This is a genomic window from Niveispirillum sp. FG148 (genome assembly GCF_057809655.1).
In genome coordinates, this window is sequence record NZ_JBMDKJ010000008.1 from 96,247 (window position 1) to 112,773 (window position 16,527).

Below are 16,527 nucleotides of genomic sequence, written 5' to 3' on the forward strand. Positions count from 1 at the left end.
GGTCATATAAGTCTTATCGGCGACCCATGCAATATCCATTTGGCAAGATATCAAAGGAATCAGCAACTGTGGAAAACATGCCAGACCAGTTCCTGGATATCACGGCACTTGTCTGTCCAATGACCTTTGTCAGGACAAAACTTGCCGTGGAGCGGCTGCAATCCGGGCAAGTGCTTGAAGTTCGTATGAATTCCGGAGAGCCAAGTCGGAATGTCCCTGCCAGTTTGCGCGAGCACGGCTATCAGGTGAACGAACTTCAACCAGAGAACCCCGACAATCCCACGGGAGTTCAGCGTCTTTTGGTCAGAAAACCTTAATCATTTTTTACCATGGACCAAGTCGAGCATCATGATGTTCGCATCGGTCGAGACGCCTGCATGCTGGTAATACCCCTTCCGGCGACCGGTCACGATGAAGCCGACAGAAGCATAGAGTCGGATGGCTGCTGTATTCGTGACGGCGACCTCAAGGAATGCCGTCGCCACACCCAATCCAGACAGGTGTTCCAGTCCCGCCAGAAGAAGGGTGCGGCCCAGGCCGCGGCCACGCGCGTCAGCATCCGTGCCGACGGTCAGCAGTTCCGCCTCGTCCAGAACGGTACGCCACAGGGACAGGGCACGCGGCGTCCCCCCCTCCATCAGGATCCAGCCCTCCACCCCCGGCAAGGCCAGCAGGCTGGCAAAGGAGGCGGCGTCCCAGGCCGGACCGCTGACCGTGGGATCGGCAAAGGCCGAGGCATGCAGGGCCGCCAGCACATCGGCATGGGCGGGACCGGCGGCAATGATGCGTGGGGTTTCAGCCATCGGATCAGCGTGGATTGGGCAGGGTGACGTCGGGCGGGCGCAGGTAGAACGGGTCGGCGATACGCTGTGCGATGCCGGCTGCGTCCTGCGCCGCCGCGATCCGGGCTGCGGCCAGTGCCTCTGCCGCCCCTTCGGTCACCACCAGTTGCACGGGCGCCGGCCAGGTGCCCAGCGTATCCGCCGCCCGCTGCGCCGCGTCGCCGACGATCAGCAGGGGCCCCGCCGGCAGATGCCGTGCCGCCCACGCGGGCAGGTCGGCCGGCAGCACGTCCGCCGGATCGCCCAGCGGGTCCAGCCCGTCGGTGAAGGCCTGCAGGAACAGATCGTCACGCCGGCTTTCGATGGCGGCCAGCAGCGTCCGGCCCGGACGGCGGACAGGGTCCAGCCCGGCCACCGCTGCTTCCAGCGTCGTCACCCCCACCAGCGGACACCCGGCGGCCAGGGCAAAGCCTCGGGCGGCGGCCAGCCCGACACGCAGGCCGGTAAAGGTGCCGGGCCCCACGGTCACGCCGATGCGGCCGATATCGCCATAGGTAAGGCCGGCATCGGCCAGCACCTGATTGACCATGGGGACCAGCTTTTCAGCCAGGCCACGCTGCATCTGTTCGGCGCGCACAGCCAGGGTACTGCCGGTTTCGGCGTCCCACAGGGCCACGGCGCAGGCGCTGGTGGCCGTATCCAGGCCAAGCGTGATCATTGGCGCATATCCATGTGCTTCAGGCTTCGCTATCAAGGTCCGATCCAAAACGACAGGGGGCCGCCCGATGCGGTTCGTCACCATCGCTCCGCCGGATTTCGACGTCGATCTCGATCTCCGCTATGCCACGGCCGACAATCTGACGGGAAGACCGATCTTCGCGCGTCCGATCTGCCTGCTGCACCCCGCCGCCGCCGCGGCCCTGCGCCGGGCCATTCGCATCGCCGGCGCCCAGGGGCTGCGGCTGCATGTCTTCGACGGCTATCGCCCGCCCGCCGCGCAATGGGCCCTGTGGAACGTGCTGCCCGACCCGACCTTCATTGCCGATCCGCGCACCGGGTCCAACCATGGGCGCGGTGTGGCCATCGACCTGACGCTGGCCACACCCGACGCCACGATGCTGGATATGGGGACGGATTTCGATGATATGCGGCCCGTCGCCTATCATGCCGACATCACCATCCCCGTGGCGGCCCAGCGCAACCGCGCCATCCTGGCCGGGATCATGGCGGCCGCCGGCTGGCGCCACCATCCGTTCGAATGGTGGCATTACCAGTTGCCGCAGGCGGAGACCTATCCGCTGGTTGAAGATGGAGTGCTGGGTCCGGCGGTTATGTGACGGGATCGGCGAAATCATCGCCGGGATAGAAGGCACGGGTGAAATACAGCCCGTCGGCCGGCGCCGTCTGTCCGGCCGCCGACCGGTCGCGGGCGGCCAGAATGGCGGCGACATCATCGGCATCCCAGCGCCCCTCCCCCACCATTTTCAGCGTGCCCACCATGTTACGCACCTGATGATGCAGGAAGGAGCGGGCGCGGGCGATGATGCGGATCTCCTCCCCCTGCCGGCTGACGGCCAATTCGGCCAGGGTCTTCACGGGGCTGGCCGCCTGACAGAGCGAGGCGCGGAAGCTGGTGAAATCATGCTTGCCGATCAGGCGCTGCGCCGCTTCATGCATGGCGTCCGCGTCCAGCGGATGGCTGACCAGCCAGGACCGGCCGGCATCCAGAGCCAGCGGCGCCCGCCGGTTGGTGATGCGGTACAGGTAGGACCGCCCGATGCAGGTGAAACGGGCGTGAAAATCACCCTCCATCGCCTCCGCCTTCAGCACGGCGATGGGATGGGGCTTCAGGTGGTAATTCAGGGCGTCGCGCACCTTCTCCGCCGTCACGCTTTTTACCAGATCAAAGCTGGCGACCATGCCCGTGGCATGCACACCGCTGTCGGTGCGACCGGCGGCATGCACCGTCACCGTTTCCTGGGTGAAGCGGCGCACCGCCTCCTCCAGACAGCCCTGGACGGAGGCGCCATGGTCCTGGCGCTGCCAGCCTACGAAGGGACGGCCGTCGAATTCGATCAGGATCTTCCAGCGCTGGGACATGGGGGGATGGCGGTTCGATTGCGGACAAGGGCCCAAGCGATGCCGTCCGGGACAGGGCGGCGTCAATACGTTTCACGATCTATGACGGGTGTCACAGCCGTGCGCCATGATATAGGCTTCATTCTTGAACGATGATCAAAATGCGGGGGACGGAAAATGGCAAGTCCGGGACAGTTTGGTGAAATCATCGGCCGCGGCTTGGCCGAAGCCTTGGTGAACACCATCATTTCCGTCTTCAGCGAACTGGGCCAGGATCTGGTCGACAGCGTGAAGCGGCTGGATTTCAAGCTGATGCCGGGCACGTTCCTCCCGGACAAGATCACCGGCACGGATGGCAACGACCTGTTCTATACCGGCGGCGGGGCCGACACGGTGCGGGGCGGAGCCGGATCGGACGTGATCTTCGCCGAGAAGGGCGATGACGTCATCGATGGCGGCACCGGTTCGGATTTCATGTCCGGCGGATCAGGCAAAGACCGTTTCGTCTTCGCCCTGGCCTCCCTGCAGGGCGGTGACCGCGACATCCTTATCGACGCCGCCGCAGGGGACCGCATCGATTTCGACAGCGCGGCGGAAACGGCCCTGCGTATCGGCGGCACCAGCCTGACGGCGCTGACGGGCGATACGGCCATGCCGACGGCCCTGGTGGCCGGCGTGACCAACATCGCCATCATCAATGGCAACATCGTCATCGACCTGAACAATGACGGCCGCTTCGATGCCGATCTGGATCAGGAGATCGTCATCCCGGTCGGCATCACCCTGCAGTACGACGCAGGCCGGGACTGGTTCCAGATCAGCGCCGGCTGATCCAGCGGCGCTTCACGGCCCCGCAAAAGTGCGGTCGTGCCCCAGGCTGGGCACCATGCGCCGGGCCTCTGCCACCTTGGACAGGTCCAGGTCGGCCAGGATGATGCCCGGCTCCTCGCCCGCGTCGGCCAGAACCTCGCCCCAGGGACTGATGATGACGGAATGGCCATAGGTGCCGCGCCCGCCATCATGGATGCCGGTCTGGGCCGGGGCCAGGATGAAGGCCCCCGTCTCGATAGCCCGCGCCCGCAGCAGCACATGCCAGTGCGCCCGGCCCGTGGGCACGGTGAAGGCGGCGGGCACGGTGATGACCGACGCCCCGGCCTTGGCCAGCGCGCGGTAGAGATAGGCGAAGCGCACATCGTAACAGATGGTCAGGCCCAGCCCGCCCCACGGCGTCGGCGCCACCACGGCCTGTTCACCCGGCCGGTAGGTGGCGCTTTCGCGATAGCTTTCGCCGCCCGCCAGATCCACATCGAACATGTGGATCTTGTCATACCGCGCCGTGATCTGCCCTTGCGGGTCGATGACGTAGGCCCGGTTGGCCACACGCCCGTCGGGCAACAGGCAGCCCAGCGTGCCCGTCATGATCCAGGTGCCCGTCTCCTTCGCCAGATCGCGGAAGAAGGGGACGCCGGGATGGCTTTCCTCCGGCTTCACGCGGGCCAGGATCTTCTCCCGCCCCTGCGCCATCAACGACACGTTTTCCGGCAGGCAGACCAGTTGCGCGCCCTGGGCCGCGGCCTGACGGACGAAGATGCCCGCCTGTTCCAGATTGGGGCCGATCTCCGGCCCGGCATTGACCTGGACCAGGGCGACGCGCAGCGGGGCAACGGGAGCAATGTCGGTCATGGATCAGGCCCCGATGCCCAGCAGCGGGTCCAGCTTGCCCGCCTTGTCCAGGGCATGGGTATCGTCGCAGCCGCCAATATGCTGCCCGTCGATGAAGACCTGCGGCACGCTGGTGCGTCCGCCGGCGCGCTGCGTCATCTCTGCCCGGCGCGCCGGCTCGGCCATCACGTCGAATTCCTCATACGCCACACCCTTGCTGTCCAGCAGGCGCTTGGCACGCGTGCAGTAGCCACACCAGGGGCTGGTATAGATTTCGACCTTGGGCGACGACATCGGGGGTTCCTGCGCTGATGAATGTTCGGTGACAACAATATGGACATAAGGGAAGCGGTGGCAAAGCCGTTCTGACCGCATTGCACCTTTCGACCGGGCGCTTAGCCGGAAATATCCGCCTGTTCCACCTGATCCAGCATCACCGGCTTCACCACCCGCGCCAGGGTAGCGACATCCACGGCCCTGGCGCCAACCCGGCGCAGCACACGGGCGCATTCCCCCACCGTGGCCCCCGTCGTATAGACATCATCGATCAGCAGCACCCGCGCCCCCTTCGCCCGGTCGCGCCAGCGCGGATGCAGGGTGAAGGCACCGGCAACATTGCGGGCCCGGCCCTTGGCCGTCAGCCCACCCTGGCTTTCCGTGGCCCGACGGCGGACCAGCAGGTCGGGAATGACCGTCCGCCCCGTCAGCCGGCCCAGCGCCAGCGCCATCAGGGCCGACTGGTTGTACCGCCGTTTCAGCAGGCGCCAGCGATGCAGCGGCACCGGGGCGATCAGCGTATCGGGTTCGACCAGCAGCGCCGACGCCGCCCGCGCCAGCCATTGCGCGAAGGCCGGGGCGCAGTCGGTCCGGTCGCCATGCTTGAAGCCCAGCACCAGCAACCGGCTGCCGTCATCATAGGCGAAGACCGACCGGCAGCGGTCGAAGGCCGGAGGACGGGCGATACAGGCGCCGCAGATCAGATCGCCCGCCCCCTCCCCCGTCGGGTCATACTCGAACGGCAGCCCGCAGCGGGCGCAGTGCGGGGCGGCGATGAAACTGATCCCCTGCCAGCAGGTCGGGCACAGGCTGCCATCACCCGCCACTTCCACGCCGCATCCCAGGCAGCGCGGCGGCAGGACAAGGTCCATCACCCGGCGCAACAGCGCGCCGGCCGGCAGAACCCACCCACCGATGCGTGTGTAAATATCGACAACCATATAAGAATGGTAGCGGACACCATTCCCGACCGCAAGCCGGCCCGTTTGGCAGCACTCCGCCCAATATGCTACCAATGCATTGAAATAAAACAAACATCTTCACATAATGACAGATCGGTGACAGGATTTTCTCTGGGGGCGGCAGGACCGCTCCGGATTGGAGCCTGAGGGACGGCCTGACCGTCCCGAATTGGAGAGGGAGGTCACATGATCATTTCCCGGTCCAACCTGGCGCGGCAGCTCCAGGATTACCGCCTGACGACGGCGGAAATTCTGTACCACATGCCCGATCATCCGGGCCTGTTGCAGACCTATATCTGGCAGGAACTGGATCTGGCCCCCCGCTTCCCTGTCCTGCGGCAATTCCTGGATTTCTGGGGCCGCCACCTGGACGGCAAGCTGCATTCGGTGCGGGTGGCGCATCTGGACATGGTCAGTCCCGGACGGCTCCGCCATGTCGACGCCCTGCTGACCCTGCAATAGGGGCTGGGTCAGGGTTCGTCCTTGCCCGTCGCCATGCGGCGCGTGATGGCGTGGCGCTGCTGGGCGGCGCTGATATCGGCCTTGGTGGCGTAAAGCGCCCGCAGCAGCGCCCGGTCCCAATCCGTAAGGCCGGCGGGACGGGCCCCCTCTCCTGCACGGAACAGGTTCAGCACCGTGTCCAGGCCATTGCCGTCAAAATCCGTTTCGAACGGGCCCAGCGCCAGCATGGCGACATGGTCGGCGACGGCGGTCAGCGTCAGCCCCTGCACCCGCCGCACATCCAGAATGATGACGGTCCGTCGCAGCGACAGGCGGATCGGGGAACCGATGCGGGTGGCATTGCCCGGATCGGCCCGGACCTGCAGGCTCATCCCGCCCTGGCCGTTGCTTTCCATCTCCAGTTCCTGGCCCTTGGCGGATTGCGCCGCCTTGTCATACCAGACGCGGACCGGGTCCCCGTTTGTGCGGGCCAGGGCACGGCGCACGTCCAGCAGCGGCTGCGGCGCGAAGAGGGCGCCGTATTTTTCCAGCAGCGTGTCGATCAGCAGATCGGGCTGGTCCGTCAGCAGCAGGACGACATTGGGCTTGCAGTCCGGCTTGGCAGCCGGCAACCCGGTCTCGCCCACCACCGCGTTCATGCGGGCCAGGATGGCCTTTTCCTGTTGGGGGAAGAACCCGCGCGCCGCCGTGCAGATGGGTCCGTGCCAACGGGCCAGTTGCTTGCCATGGGCCGCCGGCAGCGCCTTGTTCACAAACCCTGGCAGCGCTTCCAGCAGGGGCGCCGCCTCGACGATGATTTCCTGCTCAAGCGCAGCGGGCGCCCCGGTGGGGGCCGGGTCGGCCGGGGCCTGCTGAGCCCCGGCCGATGCCGCCGCCAGCGACACCATCGTCAACCCCGCCAGCAGAGCAATGGAAAGGCGCCGAACCATGGCGTGGGTCGTCCAACATGTTGGTGCAACCCAAGCCAAACACAATCGTGACGCGCTGTAAACCGCTTAAGTCTCCACCTGGAAACCATGATCTGTCAGCGGCAGGCCGCGCAGCCGCCTGCCCGTGGCAGCGAACACGGCATTGACCAAAGCCGGCGGCAGCGGCGGGGTCATGGGCTCCCCCACCCCACCGACGGGCGCATCGGGACTTTCCAGCAGGATGATGTCGATGGGTGGCACCTGGTCCAGACGGATCAGACCGTAGCGGTCAAAATTGCGGCTGGTGACGGCGCCCTTCGCCAGTTCCACCTTCTCCGCCAGAGACGCCGACAGCGCCATCAGGATGGAGCCTTCGCCCTGGGCCCGGGCGCTGTCGGGATTGACGACCGTGCCGCAATCGAACGCGCACCAGACCTTGACCACACGCAGCCTGTCGCCTGTCACGGACACCTCCACAACCTGGGCAGCGATCGACTGGAAGCTGTTCCAGATGGCGATACCCAGCCCGTGACCCGGCGGCAGGACCCGACCCCAGCCAGCCGCGGCCGCAACCGTATCCAGGACACGGCGGGCGCGGGGGTTGCTGTCAAGCAGCCGACGGCGATAGGCGACGGGGTCCTGTCCCTGGTGATGGGCCAGTTCGTCGATGAAGCTTTCAAAGAAGAAGGCCCCCTGCGTGCTGCCCGGTGCCCGCCAGGGGCCGTTGGGCACGGGCAGCCCGCCTTCGGCCATGGTGGTCAGCGGGGCCGGCAGGTAATAGCTGGGCTGATGGTCGGGCTGGCCTTCCGTGCCGGTGGCCGCCATGGAAATCCAGACATTGCCCGATGCCGGCACGCAATGCGTATGCATGGCCGTGGGCAGCCCGTCCCTGTCCAGCCCCGCGCTGATCCGGGCCGCCGTGGCGGGACGGTAGCGCCCCTGCGACAGGTCCTCCTCCCGGCTGTAGATCAGTTTCACCGGGGCCACGGCCTGCCTGGACAGAAAGGCCGCATAGGCGACATAATCATTCAGGTAGCGCCGGCCGAAACCGCCCCCCGAACACAGCACATTCACCGACACCTTGTCCTCTGCCAGACCCGACAGGGCGGACAGGATGCGGGCCACGCCGGTGGGGAACTGGCTGCCCGTCCAGGCCTCCGCCCGACCGGGGCGCAGATCGGCCACGGCGGACAGCGGCTCCATCTGGGCATGGGCCAGGGCCGGGACGCGGTAGTCGCGACTGAACCGGTCCGTAGCCCTGGCAAGCCCGGCCGTGTAGGCGGCCCGGATATCCGCCTCCACCGCCTTCGCCCCCATGCGGATGCTGCCGGGATCGGACAGCTTCGCTTCCAGTATCGCCTGCATCCCTTCCGTATCCAGATCGCCATGACCCGCCAGATCCCAGTCCGGCGACAGGGCCAGCAGCCCCTGCCGGGCGGCCCACCAATGGTCGGCCAGGACGGCGACGGCATCGACCAGGGTCACCGGTTCCTTCTGGCCCGGTACGGCAAAGCTGACACCCTGGATGGGGACAACCCGACGCACGCCGGCCACGCGCAGCGCCGGGGCCGGATCGACCGACCGCAATTTGCCGCCAAAGACCGGGCACTGCATCAGGGTGGCCGACAGCAGACCCGGCAGCCGCACATCGGTGGCGTAAAGGGTGCTGCCATCGGTCTTGGCCGGGATGTCCTTGCGCAGCAGGGGACGGCCAACCAGCGTCCAGTCCGATCGCGGCAAGGGGGTGGGGGCCACCGGCACCGGCAATCGGGCCGCCTGTTCCACAATGGCGCCATAGGCAACACGCCGACCGCTGGGCCCATGCTGCACATGGCCATCCACGGCCCGGCATTCCGCCACCGGCACCATCAGGGACGCGGCCCCGGCCGTGACCAGCATCTCCCGCGCGGCGGCCCCGGCGCGGCGCAGCTTATCCCACTGGCTGCGGATGGACGAACTGCCCCCCGTCCAATGCGTCCTGCCGGCAGACATGCCCATGTCCGGGTCCAGGGGTGCTGTTTCCACCCGCACCTTCTCCCAGGACAGGCACAATTCATCGGCCAGCAGCTGCGCCACGCCGCTGAACCCGCCCTGCCCCATCTCCTGGGCGTTGGAGTAGAGCGTGGCCACGCCGTCGGCGTCGAGATGCAGCCAGTGCTGAAGATTGACGCCCTGGCCGGGTTTGGGGGCGGCCAGGGCGCCGCCGGGCAGCAGACCCAGCACCAGACCGGTGCCGACGCCCCCCAGCAGGACACGACGGGAAAGTGCGATGGTCATCGGCCCCTCCCCCGTCAAACAGGGTTCATCCCGGCCGCCCGCCGGATGGCGCGGCGGACCCGGGGAAACGTGCCACAGCGGCACAGATTGGTCATGGCGGCGGCGATGTCGGCATCGTCGGGCTGCGGCTTTTCCCGCAGCAGCGCGTCGGCCGCCATCAGCATGCCCGCCTGGCAATAGCCGCATTGCGGCACCTGTTCGGCGATCCAGGCCTGTTGCAGGGGGTGCGACCGGTCGGGCGACAGACCCTCCACCGTTGCCACCTTCTGTCCGGCATATTGTTCCATGGGGAACTGGCAGCTGCGCACGGGCTGCCCGTCCAGTTGCACCGTGCAGGCCCCGCACTGGGCAATGCCACAGCCGAACTTCGTGCCCGTCAGGCCCAGTATATCGCGCAGGACCCACAGCAGGGGCATGTCCGGGGCGACATCCACCTGTCGGGGCGTACCGTTCACCACCATCGCGTACCGCATCCAACCACCCGTTTCCCGACGGCCGGCATCAGGACCGACCTGTGGCGGAAGGGTGCGGCAGGGGCTGGAAAGACGGAAGTGCGACGGGCCGACGGCCTGCCGATGGAACGCCGATATTCTGCCGATGGCCGGTGTGGCGGGGCTCAGTCGCTTTTCAGTTTGCGCTTGATCAGGGCGATGCCTTCCCGTCCCTGGGCCTGGGATTGGGTGATGCCCATGCCGCGCAGGACATTTTGCCCGTCCGGGGTAGCGGCATTCTGGTGCAATGCCTGGGCGTGACGGTCGCGATCCACCCCCAACGTGCCCGCGCGCTTCTTTTTGATATGGCGATAGGCCTTGTAGGCCCCAAGCCCAACGGCCGCAAGGCCACCCAACCCCGCCAACGCCAGCCCCACAGGTCCCAGACCGGCCAGCATCAGCGCACCGCCGATGGTGCCCGCTATGGCCCCAGCGGTGCCGATACCAGCCTTCCACCGGCGGCGGTTCAATTGGTCGTGATGGAAATCCGCCGCGTCTTTGACCGTCCCCGGCCCCATACCTGCTGCTGCCTGATCGACAGCATTCTGCTGCGCCCGCGCCCGCCACCAGCGGCGGGCGGTGCGGGCCGCCACCAACCCTGAGACGCCCGCCCCGACACCGCCGGCAACCGTACCCACGACGGGCGCGACATTGCTGGAAAAAGTGGCGGCCGCCGACGCAACCCGGCTGCCCAGATCGACGGTGGACAGACCCAGATTGGCGCCCGCCGTCTCGTTGGTGGCGTTGATCTGACGCATTTCAGAATCGTCATGCTGGGTCGGGTCGGCAGTGGGATTTTTATAAAGGTCGTGGAGGGCAAACGCAGCACTACCCAGATCGGCAGCGCCGGAGATGATGCCCAGCCCCCCGCTGGCACCGGCATGTGGTGTCGCCTGCGTACCGAACCCACCCAGATTGGTGCCCAACTGCGCCGTTCCGGCAAAGCCCGTCGACGGCGCGGGCGAGTCAGCCTCCACGGCATTGCGTACCATGCCCGCCAGATTCCATGGCTGCGGACCATGGGCCGGCATTGCATCGTCAGCTGCAACAACATGTGGGGCGTCATCTACTATTGGCTGATCAATCCCCAGCCCACCGTCATGTGCCAGTGCAACCGGGGCGACCAGTGGGTCTACGGCCGGCGGGTCCGGGGGTGGAGGAAGATGAAACGCGGCCGGTTCGATGGCCGGCAATGCGGGCGCATGCCCCTCGTTGCCCTCAGGGACCGCAAATGGATGTGGCTGGACCTCCCCCTGCGGAGCCAGCGGATGCACCACCACCGGCGGCGGCTCTTGCTCCTGCCGATCCGCGACCGCAGCCACCGCCGCATCCTGCACCCGGCCTTCCCCTTCCTCCAGGTCCGGTTCCACTATCGCAGCCTCACCGCCCCCACGCCTCACCGGGATGCGTTGTACGGTAACCGACGGCCCCAGAATGGGAGCAGATCCAGCACCTGTGCCCATATCGCGCAGATTGGCACGGATATGCGGCGATGCCACTTGGTCCGCCAGCCCAGGAGTGGACAGTCGCGCGACAGGCTCCGCGGCCGGGGGACTGGATCGGGAAAGGGGCGGGACACGAAGCATCTACGCACTCCCTTTGGAATTGCGTGCAACAACCCCGCAAATTAACCATAAAAATTGAAACAGGGATATGCCATTACGGCGCCGTCGGTCGCACCTCCACCAGATCGACCATGGTGCCCCGGTACTGCCCCACCAGCAGCCGGCCCTGGGGGTCCAACGCCAGGGAGGATTTGTAGAGCGGGTCTGACAGGCTGGCGGCCACCTGGACGGGACCACCATCGGCGGGCAGCAGCAGGATGCGGCTGGCCTCCGCCTGCGTCCGGTCGATCACATAGGCGCCCTCTGGCCCGACGACCCAATTCTCCGCGTCATAGGGTGCTGGAAGATCGCCGATCTTTTCCGGCCTTCCGCCATCGGCAGGCTGTCGCCACAGGCCCGGCTGGCTTTCATGCACCAGATAGAGCCAGCGACCGTCGGCACTTTCCTTGGCGGCCCGCCAGCCCATGTCCGTGATCGGCATCGCCTCCTCATAGGGCGGGCGCGTGATCCAGATGCGCCATCCCCCTTCGCGGCTGGAGGCGAAATAGAGCCGTTGCCCATCCCTGGACCAGGACGGGGCCCGATCCTCGCCCCCTGCCTCCGGGGCCACCCGCTTCAGCTTGCCATTGGCCCGGTCCAGGATAAACAGACCCGGCGCCCCGTTGACGACGGAAACCAGGGCGATGCGCCGCCCGTCCGGTGCCCAGCGCGGTGACTGGGTGAAAGGGCCGGCAAAGCGGGTGACAGGAACCGGTGCCGCACCGGGATCGGCCACCCAGATTTCGAACATGCCCGACCGGTCGGATGCGAAGGCCAGGGCGCCACGCGCGCTGACATCAGGGTCCCAGTCCAACCGGTTGGCGGGGGGTATGGCCGGGATGGGCCCCGTCTGCGGGTCCAGCCGCAGCAGCGCGCTGCGGTTGATGCGCACCTCCACCACCACCCGGTCGCCGCCGGCCGCGACCCGCCCCAGCTGGTTCAGGCCCGGTGCCAGACGCAGCGGCGGTTCCACCCCCATCGGGTCCACCCGCCACAGGCCGAAATCGCCGGCCCGGCTGGACACCACATACAGCCAGCGCCCGTCGCCGGACCAGTCCAGCCCGTGCAGCTTGCGCCCGTCATCCGTGACCTGCCGTTCCTGTCCCGTGGCCAGATCGCGGACGCGGATATCAGCCACGCCGACCGCGCGTTGGCGCATATAGGCCAGGTGCTTGCCATCGGATGACAGGGCGGGATCGCCATCCCCCAGAATGCCGGGCGGCGGATCGGTCAGGGCGGCGGGCATCCCCGCCTGCGGCCCGGACAGGGGCAAGGACCAGAGACGCGCCCCCTCGCCCGCGGTCACGCGGTCACCATAGACCAGCCGGTCCGCATCCAGCCAGGCCAGCTTGGTGGCACCCTGCGTGGCACAGGCCCCCACCTCTCGTTCCGGTCCTGACGGGACGGGGCGGACCAGGATGCGACAAGGCTGGCCCGGTCGGGCACGGACAAAGGCGATGCGCCCGCCATCGGGCGACCAGGCGGGTGACAGGTCGTCATCCGCATCATCGGTCAGGCGGATGGCCGTCCCTGCGGCCAGCGACTGCACCCAGATATCGAAACCGTGCCCGTCACGATCGGCAGCATAGGCCAGCTGCCCGCCGCCGGGGCTCAGCGCCGGTTCCACCTCCCGCCCGGGATCACTGGTGACGGGCAGAACCTGCATCGACGGCACCTCGTCCCGTCCCGCCGGTCGCCATAGCACTGCGGCGGCCACAGCCATGGCCAGCACCAAGCCGGCCACGGGCAGCCAGGGCCTTGACCCGACTGCCGGTGCCGGCTCCGGCGGAGGAGTTTCTTCCGTTTGCGGAACGACATCTTGTTCCGGAAACGAAACCATCAGTCGGTAGCCGATCTTCGGAAGCGTCTCGATTCCCACCACGCCCGCAACGGACAGGACGGCACGCAGCCGCGCGACACAGCGGCCGATGGCATCGTCACTCACCTCCAGCCCCCAGGCGGTGCGCATCAGTTCGGCCCGCGATACGGTACGGCCATCCGCGCGGGCCAGGACGACCAGGGTCTGCATGACGCGTGGTTCCAGCCGCACTTCCGCGCCATCGCGGATCACCAGCCCCAGCGACGGGCGGACCTGCCACGGGCCCAGCGCAAAATCGGGTTCGGCCGCCAGATCGATGCTGCCCATCGCCATGCCCATGAAATCCGCGCCCGTCCGTCTGTTCTTCGCCTGTTGCGGTCAGAGAGTGCCCGCAACAGGGTCGATTGGCAAATGGCTGGTCCCCCGCCCCGACACAGGAATGGTCCGTCCGCCGATGCCGCAGGACTGGCGCAGGACGGTTAACGCATTGTAGCCTTCACCCCAACCATCGCCGGCAATCGGACGGCCGCGTGGAACAGACAACGGGGGTATCAAGGTGAAACTGAAGCGCATTCTGCTGGGCACGGTCGCGGGCATCGCGGGTGTGGCGGCCGTGGCTGTGGGTTGGGGCCTGTGGGGTCCGCTGCCGATCCATCCGACGATCGAGCGTCAGACCATTTCCCAGATCCTGAAAAGCCCGGAAACCCTGACCCAGCTTGGTTTCATCGACGGCACCATCTTCGATTTCCATTCCGGCAAGCTGGACGAGATCCGGCCGGAGGACCTGGCCGAGGGCAAGGAGTTCCTGACCAAGGCCGTGGCCGAGATCGAAAGCTATAAGGGCCTGACGGGCCAGCAGGCCGTGTCGCAGCAGGTGATGCTGGAATTCTACAAGGCCCAGCTGGGCATGATGGATTTCCCCTGGGTGACGGCGGCCGGCAATCTGTACCCCATCGACCAGATTTTCTCCGACCCCGTGCGCTTCCCGCAATTCATGACAGACGCACATGCGGTGAAGGACCGCAAATCGGCCGAGCGCTATGTCGCCCGTCTGCACGAGCTGCGCCGCAAGTACAAGGAACTGGCCCAGGCCGTGCGCGACCAGGCCAAGGCCGGCGTCGTCCCGCCCGACTTCGTCATCGACAAGTCGCTGGTGGTTCTGGACAATTTCACCAGCACGTCCGTGGCTGACAACCCGCTGGTCTCCACCTTCAAGACCCGGCTGGACAAGGCCGAGGGGCTGAGCGCCGATGACAAGGCCAAGCTGATGGCCGCCGCGACGGAAGCGGTGGAGAAGGATGTCTATCCGGCCTATCAGGATCTGGCCAAGCTGCTGCGCGAGGAGATCCGGCCCAAGGCGACGGCCGACGCCGGCGTCTGGCGCCTGCCCGATGGTGCCCGCTATTATAAGGCGGCCCTGCGCGCCAATACCTCCGTCGACATGGATCCTGAAACGATCCATGAGATCGGCCTGTCGGAAGTGGCCCGCATCACGGCCGAAATGGACACATTGCTGAAAAGCCTGGGCAAGACCGACGGCACGGTGGGCGAGCGTGTGGCCGCCTTGGGCCAGGACCCGGCCCAGAAATACGCACCGGGCAAGGAAAGCTATGCCGAGGAACTGGCCGACCTGAAGAAGATGACCGACACGGTCATGCAGAAGGCGCCCCAATGGTTCAACAAGCTGCCCAAGCAGCCGTTGGATATCCAGGCCGTGCCCGACTATGCGGAGGCCACCTCCCCCGGCGGTTATTACACCCCGCCCTCGCTGGACGGCAGCCGTCCCGGCATCTTCTATATCAATCTGGGGGAGAAGTCGCGCTCGCCCAAGTTCAGCCTGCCGACGCTGGTCTATCACGAGGCCGTGCCCGGCCATCATTTCCAGCTGGCGCTGGCCCAGACGATCGAGGATGTGCCCACCTTCCGCAAGGTCTTCCCCTTCACCTCCTATGCCGAGGGCTGGGCGCTCTATGCGGAGCGGCTGGCCGTGGAAATGGGGATGTATGAGAACGACCCCTACGGCAATGTCGGCCGCCTGCGCGATGAACTGTTCCGCGCCGTGCGTCTGGTGGTGGATACCGGCATCCATGCCAAGCGCTGGACCCGCGACCAGGCCATCACCTATATGCGCGACGTCACGGGCATGAGCGAAGGCGGCGTGACGATCGAGATCGACCGTTACATCGTCACCCCCGGCCAGGCCTGCGCCTATAAGCTGGGCCAGCTGAAGATCCTGGACCTGCGCGACAAGGCCAAGGCAGCCTTGGGCGACAAGTTCGACATCAAGGCCTTCCACGACGTCATCCTGGGCTCCGGCGGCCTGCCGCTGACCGTCCTGGAAAGCCAGGTGGATGGGTGGATCAAGCAGGTTAAGGGGTAGGGGAAGGAAGGGCGGCCGGCGCGGGACGGCACCACAGCTCCACCGCGTCGGCCGCCACCTTCGTATGGAACGGGTGCCCTTCCGCCGCCTGCCGTGCATGCAGGGCTGCCGGCACCTGGGCGATGTCCAGGCGGGCGGCGTCAGGCAGGTGGGTACTGTCGAACAGACCTGCGTCCCCGTCGGTCAGGACCAGCAGGTCGATATCCGACAGCCCGTCGAAATCCCCCCGTGCCCACGACCCGAACAAGCGCACAGCCTGGACGCCAGGGCCTGACGGGTGGTCGCGCAGTGCAGCGCGCAGGCCCTGGATCAGTGCTTCCCGCCGCCGCGCACGGATCGCCGAGAGCGGGGATGCGGCGGGCTGGTGCAGGTCAGGCGCCATCGACATGCTCCCGTACCCAGTCGCGCAGGGCGGTGGTTGCGGCAATAGCCGTCATGGCCTGATCTTCCAGCAGCAAGTCCACCGGGGCCGCATCCATGTCACCCATGGGATAGCGCGCCAGCACATTATATTGCGACAACAGCTTCGCCCCATTGACCAGGGCGTACGTCGTTTCCAACCCGGCAATCTCTGCCAGTCGCGCCAGCAGCGCCGACAGATTGTGCCCCCAGATCTCCGCACTGCCAACAGCCAGCAGCCCGGCCTTCAGCGCCTTTACGGCCGCCTGCATGGCGGCATAACAGGCCCAATCCCACTCGCCACGCGCCAGAGAGGTCTGGGCATGCTGGAAATCATGGTCCGACTGACGCTTCCAGGCGGCGGCGCGGCTCAAGCCCTGTCTCCTGCATAAGATCGTCGGAAATTTACCAGCGCTGGTCCCCCAA

The 16,527-nt window shown here is 66.8% G+C and carries 18 protein-coding genes and 1 pseudogene; 5 read left to right on the top strand and 14 right to left on the bottom strand.

Features of this window, described 5'->3' with window-relative positions; all coding sequences use genetic code 11:
- Positions 1 to 77 precede the first annotated feature (77 nt).
- Complete coding sequence (locus ACODTW_RS11200; protein WP_488946207.1) at positions 78 to 317, top strand: sulfurtransferase TusA family protein; 240 nt, start codon at positions 78 to 80, stop codon at positions 315 to 317.
- Here the strand turns inward: ACODTW_RS11200 and ACODTW_RS11205 are convergent, their stop codons facing one another.
- Together ACODTW_RS11205 and tsaB are read right to left on the bottom strand one after the other, a co-directional pair.
- Positions 318 to 803, bottom strand: a complete 486-nt coding sequence (locus ACODTW_RS11205) for a GNAT family N-acetyltransferase (protein WP_488946084.1) — start codon at positions 801 to 803, stop codon at positions 318 to 320.
- Positions 804 to 807: 4 nt separating this feature from the next.
- Positions 808 to 1,500, bottom strand: a complete 693-nt coding sequence (gene tsaB / locus ACODTW_RS11210) for a tRNA (adenosine(37)-N6)-threonylcarbamoyltransferase complex dimerization subunit type 1 TsaB (protein WP_488946085.1) — start codon at positions 1,498 to 1,500, stop codon at positions 808 to 810.
- Positions 1,501 to 1,567: 67 nt separating this feature from the next.
- Here tsaB and ddpX point away from each other — a divergent pair, with 67 nt between their 5' ends.
- Entirely contained in the window at positions 1,568 to 2,119 is a 552-nt protein-coding gene (gene ddpX / locus ACODTW_RS11215; RefSeq protein WP_488946086.1) for a D-alanyl-D-alanine dipeptidase, read from the top strand.
- Here the strand turns inward: ddpX and truA are convergent.
- A complete protein-coding gene (truA, locus tag ACODTW_RS11220) occupies positions 2,112 to 2,882 on the bottom strand; it encodes a tRNA pseudouridine(38-40) synthase TruA (protein ID WP_488946087.1) in 771 nt (256 codons plus the stop codon). The two genes, ddpX and truA, sit on opposite strands and share 8 nt — an antisense overlap.
- Before the next feature lie 156 nt (positions 2,883 to 3,038).
- Here truA and ACODTW_RS11225 point away from each other — a divergent pair, with 156 nt between their 5' ends.
- Entirely contained in the window at positions 3,039 to 3,692 is a 654-nt protein-coding gene (locus ACODTW_RS11225) for a calcium-binding protein (protein ID WP_488946088.1), read from the top strand.
- 12 nt (positions 3,693 to 3,704) lie between these two features.
- Here ACODTW_RS11225 and ACODTW_RS11230 read toward each other — a convergent pair whose 3' ends face one another.
- The 3 genes from ACODTW_RS11230 to ACODTW_RS11240 form a co-directional block, all read right to left on the bottom strand.
- The gene (locus tag ACODTW_RS11230; protein WP_488946089.1) at positions 3,705 to 4,544 is read right to left on the bottom strand and encodes a carbon-nitrogen hydrolase family protein; all 840 of its coding nucleotides are present in this window, start codon (positions 4,542 to 4,544) and stop codon (positions 3,705 to 3,707) included.
- 3 nt (positions 4,545 to 4,547) lie between these two features.
- Positions 4,548 to 4,817 carry a glutaredoxin 3 gene (grxC, locus tag ACODTW_RS11235; RefSeq protein WP_488946090.1) on the bottom strand — a complete coding sequence of 90 codons (270 nt, stop codon included), beginning with the start codon at positions 4,815 to 4,817 and terminating at the stop codon, positions 4,548 to 4,550.
- 101 nt (positions 4,818 to 4,918) lie between these two features.
- Complete coding sequence (locus ACODTW_RS11240) at positions 4,919 to 5,740, bottom strand: double zinc ribbon domain-containing protein (protein ID WP_488946091.1); 822 nt, start codon at positions 5,738 to 5,740, stop codon at positions 4,919 to 4,921.
- A gap of 207 nt (positions 5,741 to 5,947) precedes the next feature.
- Between ACODTW_RS11240 and ACODTW_RS11245 the strand changes: the two genes are divergently transcribed.
- Positions 5,948 to 6,223: an usg protein gene (locus tag ACODTW_RS11245; RefSeq protein WP_488946092.1), complete on the top strand. Its 276-nt coding sequence runs from the start codon at positions 5,948 to 5,950 to the stop codon at positions 6,221 to 6,223.
- Positions 6,224 to 6,231: 8 nt separating this feature from the next.
- Here ACODTW_RS11245 and ACODTW_RS11250 read toward each other — a convergent pair whose 3' ends face one another.
- From ACODTW_RS11250 to ACODTW_RS11275, 6 genes and pseudogenes are all read right to left on the bottom strand, one after another.
- Positions 6,232 to 7,152: a hypothetical protein gene (locus ACODTW_RS11250; RefSeq protein WP_488946093.1), complete on the bottom strand. Its 921-nt coding sequence runs from the start codon at positions 7,150 to 7,152 to the stop codon at positions 6,232 to 6,234.
- Between the two features lie 66 nt (positions 7,153 to 7,218).
- The gene (locus tag ACODTW_RS11255) at positions 7,219 to 9,408 is read right to left on the bottom strand and encodes a xanthine dehydrogenase family protein molybdopterin-binding subunit (protein WP_488946094.1); all 2,190 of its coding nucleotides are present in this window, start codon (positions 9,406 to 9,408) and stop codon (positions 7,219 to 7,221) included.
- Positions 9,409 to 9,422: 14 nt separating this feature from the next.
- The gene (locus tag ACODTW_RS11260) at positions 9,423 to 9,881 is read right to left on the bottom strand and encodes a (2Fe-2S)-binding protein (RefSeq protein ID WP_488946095.1); all 459 of its coding nucleotides are present in this window, start codon (positions 9,879 to 9,881) and stop codon (positions 9,423 to 9,425) included.
- Positions 9,882 to 10,024: 143 nt separating this feature from the next.
- Entirely contained in the window at positions 10,025 to 10,891 is an 867-nt protein-coding gene (locus tag ACODTW_RS11265) for a hypothetical protein (RefSeq protein WP_488946096.1), read from the bottom strand.
- Positions 10,892 to 11,558: 667 nt separating this feature from the next.
- Positions 11,559 to 13,130 (bottom strand): hypothetical protein, encoded by a 1,572-nt coding sequence (locus ACODTW_RS11270; protein WP_488946097.1) that lies wholly within the window; start codon positions 13,128 to 13,130, stop codon positions 11,559 to 11,561.
- A 225-nt stretch (positions 13,131 to 13,355) separates the two neighbouring features.
- Positions 13,356 to 13,661, bottom strand: a pseudogene (locus ACODTW_RS11275) (winged helix-turn-helix domain-containing protein); the annotation flags it as partial.
- A 217-nt stretch (positions 13,662 to 13,878) separates the two neighbouring features.
- Between ACODTW_RS11275 and ACODTW_RS11280 the strand changes: the two are divergent.
- Positions 13,879 to 15,702 carry a DUF885 domain-containing protein gene (locus ACODTW_RS11280; protein WP_488946098.1) on the top strand — a complete coding sequence of 608 codons (1,824 nt, stop codon included), beginning with the start codon at positions 13,879 to 13,881 and terminating at the stop codon, positions 15,700 to 15,702.
- Here ACODTW_RS11280 and ACODTW_RS11285 read toward each other — a convergent pair.
- Both ACODTW_RS11285 and ACODTW_RS11290 read right to left on the bottom strand, forming a co-directional pair.
- On the bottom strand, positions 15,692 to 16,084 hold the full coding sequence (locus tag ACODTW_RS11285) for a nucleotidyltransferase domain-containing protein (protein WP_488946099.1): 393 nt from the start codon (positions 16,082 to 16,084) through the stop codon (positions 15,692 to 15,694). The two genes, ACODTW_RS11280 and ACODTW_RS11285, sit on opposite strands and share 11 nt — an antisense overlap.
- Positions 16,074 to 16,475, bottom strand: a complete 402-nt coding sequence (locus ACODTW_RS11290) for a HEPN domain-containing protein (protein WP_488946100.1) — start codon at positions 16,473 to 16,475, stop codon at positions 16,074 to 16,076. Before ACODTW_RS11290 ends, ACODTW_RS11285 begins: the two co-directional genes overlap by 11 nt.
- Positions 16,476 to 16,527 lie beyond the last annotated feature (52 nt).

What these genes read in the sequence shown, in the direction of transcription:
- ACODTW_RS11250 (WP_488946093.1), bottom strand. Translation starts at nt 7,152, where the DNA reads ATGGTTCGGCGCCTTTCCATTGCTCTGCTGGCGGGGTTGACGATGGTG.
- ACODTW_RS11205 (WP_488946084.1), bottom strand. Translation starts at nt 803, where the DNA reads ATGGCTGAAACCCCACGCATCATTGCCGCCGGTCCCGCCCATGCCGAT.
- ACODTW_RS11285 (WP_488946099.1), bottom strand. Translation starts at nt 16,084, where the DNA reads ATGGCGCCTGACCTGCACCAGCCCGCCGCATCCCCGCTCTCGGCGATC.
- ACODTW_RS11240 (WP_488946091.1), bottom strand. Translation starts at nt 5,740, where the DNA reads ATGGTTGTCGATATTTACACACGCATCGGTGGGTGGGTTCTGCCGGCC.
- grxC (WP_488946090.1), bottom strand. Translation starts at nt 4,817, where the DNA reads ATGTCGTCGCCCAAGGTCGAAATCTATACCAGCCCCTGGTGTGGCTAC.
- ACODTW_RS11255 (WP_488946094.1), bottom strand. Translation starts at nt 9,408, where the DNA reads ATGACCATCGCACTTTCCCGTCGTGTCCTGCTGGGGGGCGTCGGCACC.
- ACODTW_RS11265 (WP_488946096.1), bottom strand. Translation starts at nt 10,891, where the DNA reads ATGGTACGCAATGCCGTGGAGGCTGACTCGCCCGCGCCGTCGACGGGC.
- truA (WP_488946087.1), bottom strand. Translation starts at nt 2,882, where the DNA reads ATGTCCCAGCGCTGGAAGATCCTGATCGAATTCGACGGCCGTCCCTTC.
- tsaB (WP_488946085.1), bottom strand. Translation starts at nt 1,500, where the DNA reads ATGATCACGCTTGGCCTGGATACGGCCACCAGCGCCTGCGCCGTGGCC.
- ACODTW_RS11230 (WP_488946089.1), bottom strand. Translation starts at nt 4,544, where the DNA reads ATGACCGACATTGCTCCCGTTGCCCCGCTGCGCGTCGCCCTGGTCCAG.
- ddpX (WP_488946086.1), top strand. Translation starts at nt 1,568, where the DNA reads ATGCGGTTCGTCACCATCGCTCCGCCGGATTTCGACGTCGATCTCGAT.
- ACODTW_RS11200 (WP_488946207.1), top strand. Translation starts at nt 78, where the DNA reads ATGCCAGACCAGTTCCTGGATATCACGGCACTTGTCTGTCCAATGACC.
- ACODTW_RS11260 (WP_488946095.1), bottom strand. Translation starts at nt 9,881, where the DNA reads ATGCGGTACGCGATGGTGGTGAACGGTACGCCCCGACAGGTGGATGTC.
- ACODTW_RS11245 (WP_488946092.1), top strand. Translation starts at nt 5,948, where the DNA reads ATGATCATTTCCCGGTCCAACCTGGCGCGGCAGCTCCAGGATTACCGC.
- ACODTW_RS11225 (WP_488946088.1), top strand. Translation starts at nt 3,039, where the DNA reads ATGGCAAGTCCGGGACAGTTTGGTGAAATCATCGGCCGCGGCTTGGCC.